The sequence below is a fragment of the Fusibacter sp. genome, from assembly GCF_057447755.1.
Map to the genome: position 1 here is coordinate 1 of NZ_JBVBZF010000289.1, position 4,491 is coordinate 4,491.

The 4,491-nt window shown below is 38.5% G+C and carries 4 protein-coding genes; 2 read left to right on the plus strand and 2 right to left on the minus strand.

Annotation, left to right across the window (positions count from 1 at the left end):
* The coding region (locus AC220I_RS18645; RefSeq protein ID WP_486725370.1) for a sigma-54 interaction domain-containing protein at positions 1 to 1,235 on the minus strand (1,235 nt) is incomplete at its 3' end.
* 91 nt (positions 1,236 to 1,326) lie between these two features.
* Positions 1,327 to 1,863, minus strand: a complete 537-nt coding sequence (locus tag AC220I_RS18650) for a PadR family transcriptional regulator (RefSeq protein WP_486725371.1) — start codon at positions 1,861 to 1,863, stop codon at positions 1,327 to 1,329.
* A gap of 347 nt (positions 1,864 to 2,210) precedes the next feature.
* On the opposite strand from AC220I_RS18650, the gene AC220I_RS18655 reads away from it, so the two are divergent.
* Positions 2,211 to 3,452: an L-lactate MFS transporter gene (locus tag AC220I_RS18655; RefSeq protein WP_486725372.1), complete on the plus strand. Its 1,242-nt coding sequence runs from the start codon at positions 2,211 to 2,213 to the stop codon at positions 3,450 to 3,452.
* A 58-nt stretch (positions 3,453 to 3,510) separates the two neighbouring features.
* Positions 3,511 to 4,491: NADH:flavin oxidoreductase (locus tag AC220I_RS18660; RefSeq protein ID WP_486725373.1), on the plus strand; the 981-nt coding region annotated here is incomplete at its 3' end.

The window sequence follows — 4,491 nt, forward strand, 5'->3', positions numbered from 1 at the left end:
ATTCGATTCGACGAGATGATGGTCATACGCTCAACCACATTTTCCAGCTCTCTAACATTTCCGGGCCATGAGTATCGCATTAACTCGAAGATTGCTGTACTATCAAGAACTTTCTTTTTATTATACTTGGCATTAAAGCGGTTTAAAAATGATGCTGCTAGATCTGGAATATCTTCTTTCCGTTCATTAAGCGATGGAATTTCAATAGGAAAGACATTTAGTCTATAGTATAAATCTGCACGAAAAAGATTTTTATCCACTAAGGATTTTAAATCCTTATTGCTTGCCGCAATAACTCTTGTATCAATCTTAATGCTGGTCACGCCACCTACCGGTGTTATCTCCCGTTCCTGTAAAACTCTGAGTAATTTAGGTTGAAGCTTAAGCGGCATCTCGCTGATCTCATCAAGTAGAATCGTTCCACCATTTGCCGTTTCAAACAAACCCTTTTTATATTTTTGATCTGCCCCTGTAAAGGCACCTTTCACGTAGCCAAAGAGCTCAGATTCCAATAGATTTTCAGGAATTGCAGCACAATTGATTTTAATATAAGGCTTATCATGCCTTAGACTGTTATTGTGGATTTCTCTTGAAATGACTTCCTTTCCAGAACCCGTTGGTCCTGTAATCAGAACGTTGGCAGTGGTTGAAGCCACATAGTAAATAAGTTCCTTGACCCTGATGATGGCTGGTGAAGTGCCTAGAAAACCACTGTTATCGGTTTGTCTTTTTAGGTCTAAGAGCTTGTTTTCAACAAGTTCATTTTTGAGCTTGGTCTTTTCCAGTTTCTCTTTAAGATTAATGAGCTCTGTCAAATTCCGCATTACCGTTATGACCTTAATCAATTTATGGTCACTATTGAATATGGGTGTTCCCACAAGGAGGACCTGTCTTTTGTTTCTCACAATTGTGCACATGCCAGATTTTTTTTCACCTGTCCTGATGACATCCAAAGAAACCGAACCCACAAACATCTCTTCATCAATTAAGGTTTGAATGCTCTTTCCAACGACTTCTTCAGCGGATATCTGAGTGATTTCCACATAACCCTTATTCACACTGGTGACGATACCCTCTGCATTCACCACAATGATACCATCCATAATGGCATCTCCAATGACAAAGGCAGTAATCATTTCATCCTCAATTTCTGCGATACGTTCATTGGCATTTTTTAGAGCCTTTTTAAGTTCTTTATTTTGTCTAATTAACGTTTCCATATCACTTTTAGTCATATTAATATACTCCTAAAATACATTTAGTTACCGATTGCCACCTACAGGTTTAATGTGATGGAAGGCACCCTATTGTCATCAGATTGTTGGATCAGAGCTTACACAAGCCAATACACTCATCTATCCATGCGATGGTGCTTTCTTGTCTCATAATAGCCCCCCTTAAAACAATATAGTCACCAAAGCGATCACTTTCTCTATCGGGGATTTCAGGGTATTGCTCTGCTGTCTTTTTTAAGGTGTTGAGTCGTTTGAGATGCTGTACTCTCTGGTTTTCAAGAAGGGAGATTCTCGTTTCAAGATCAAGTTCATTTGAAAAATACATTCTAAGTCTAAAGACATCCTTTGGGGTTCTTTCGATTTTTTCATCCTTATGTAGCCATTGAATTAAGTCCTTACGGCCCTTTTCAGTGATTGTATATCGTTTGGATTCCAAAATATCACCACTGATTTCAATATCAAAAATAACCAGTCCCTCATTAAAAAGTTTTTTGAGTTCAGGATAGATTTGGCTGTGATTTGCATACCAAAACTCAGCGAGCTCAAAGTTAAACTCTTTTGCAATTTCATAGCCTGTCATGGGATGACGGTTTAAAAGTCCCAATATTGCATACTTCAAAGTTCTCATTTTCTTCTCCTATTCATCACGATGATCGAAAATTTCAAGTAATATTATAATTCAAAGTTATCCCTTAATTGCGCCTTATTCCTTGATTGCTCGTTATTCCTTGATTGCTCCTTATTCCTTGATTCCAAGATAGATCATATTTGCAGGTTGATTCATAGTAATAGCATTTGAATTTGAATCCTATACCAATTTGAATCATTATATCAAATTCAATACATGCAAACAACAACACGAATACCCTTACATGTAAACATTGACATGTTTTTATTTACGTGTTATATTATATTTGCTTTTATTGTTACAAATATAACAATAAAGCTGATTAACATTATTTTAGGAGGTTTTATATGAATTTATCAAAAAGAAGATGGCTTATCCTTATAGCAAGCTGTTTTATCAACCTTTGCATCGGCTCTTTATACGCATGGAGCGTACTTGCCGGCCCTATGGCTGAATATTTAAGTCAACTCAACAATATCACTTTAACGCCTAGAGATTTATCAATTGTTTTCATCATTGCCAATTCAGTTGGTCCAATCACCATGATTAGTGGTGGGAAAATTAATGACGCCTTTGGACCTAAGGTCGTGATCTTAATCGGTGGTTTAATGTTTGGTGGCGGTATGTTCCTCTCTGGGTTTGCTCAAAGTGTAAATTTCTTAATTTTTAGCTACAGTATCTTACTGGGTTTAGGTCTTGGTATGGTTTACGGTGCTACAATCAGTACTTCAATCAAGTTTTTCCCAGATAAAAGAGGTCTAGTGGGCGGCCTCACCACTGCAACTTTTGGGATAAGTTCTGTGATTATTCCGCCTCTTGCAGCTATGATTATTGCAACGACAGGTCCAACGACAGCGTTTAAAATAATTGGTGCAGTATTTGCCATTATTATTTGTATCAGTGCATTTGTCATGGAAAAGTGTCCTTCTGATTTTGTGCCAGAAGGTTGGACGCCACCCCTTAATAACAGCGGCTCATCAGATGTAGTCAATAAAGACTGGAAACAAATGCTCAAAGAACCAATTTTCTATATCATGATTATCCTATTAACATGTGGTGCCTTAGCAGCACTTATGTTTATTCCAATGGCTTCTCCACTTGCTAAAAACCTAGTTGGCATGAGTACCGCATCAGCAACGGTTGCCGTATCGACATTGGCACTATTCAATGTTCTCGGCAGAATCATGGCTGGAACGCTTTCAGATAAGTTTGGTAGAATCAACACCCTTGCCCTTGCTTGTGTACTATCTGTTATCGGCCTTTCTCTTCTCTACCTCACGGGTGAAGGCGATACAACTATATTTTACATTGCAATTTCAATTATTGGCCTTTGCTTTGGGTCGTTTATGGGTGTCTTCCCTGGCTTCACTGCAGACCAATTTGGGCCTAAGAACAACAGTGTCAACTACGGTATTATGTTCATTGGTTTTGCCATTGCAGGTTATGTGGGTCCAACCATCTTAAACAATGTCTATGCCGCAAATAACAGCTATAAAAACGCTTTCTTAATTGCAATCGCATTTTCAACGCTTGGTCTTCTACTAACGTTTGTTTATCGTAAGTTCAATGACAAATTAGCGAAAGCATAATCCTATCGCTATCTATTTAACGACTGCAAATAAACTAATACAAAATAAGGAGATTATTATGGAAAGAAAATATCCAAATTTATGTAGCCCAATAAAAATTGGTAATGTCACCTTTAGAAATAGGATGTTCGGTGCACCAATGGGGGGGACGGACATCACTGCTGATTGTACAGTTGGCCCTAAGTCAACGGCATTTTATGAAAATAGGGCAAAAGGGGGGGCTGCAAGTGTAACTGTAAGTGAACTTGTAGTCCATCCTAAAACAGAAGCATCTCATATGTATCATTTGGATTTACAAACGGTAGATTCCCTTGCGAGCTTTACCTACACTGCTGATGCCATCAGAAGACATGGTGCAATTGCAAGTGTTGAACTCTCACATTCAGGTCAATATGCCGGAACCTATCTTGTTGATAAGAACAAAAAAGATTCACTCTCTCAATGGGGACCAAGTCCAGGGACTAGACCGGACGGCCGTGAAGTTAAGGCCCTTACTAAAGCCTTAATTCAAGAAATCGTTGAAGCCTATGGCGAAAAAGCGGCACTTGCTAAAAAAGCTGGTTTTGAAATGATTATGATTCATGGTGGCCATGGTTGGTTAATCAACCAATTCCTTTCACCATATTTCAATAAGAGAACAGATGAGTACGGTGGGTCTTTTGAAAATAGAGTTAGATTTTTACTTGAAATTTTAGACAGCGTTAGAAAAGCAGTTGGACCGGGCTTCCCTATCGAATTTAGAATGAGTGGTTCTGAGCTTTTTGATGGTGGATACGACCTTGCTGAAGGTGTTCAAATTGCAAAAGCAGTTGAATCTAAAATTGATTTACTTCATGTTTCAGCGGGCACATACCAAAGAGGCTTTGGTATAACACATCCATCCATGTTCTTACCTCACGGACCAAATGTCTACCTTGCCGAAGAAATCAAGAAGCATGTAAGTGTTCCTGTTGCAACAATTGGTGCACTTAATCACCCTGAAATGATGGAGGAAATTATCGCTTCTGGTAAAGCTGATGTCGTTGAGATGGCAAGAGCA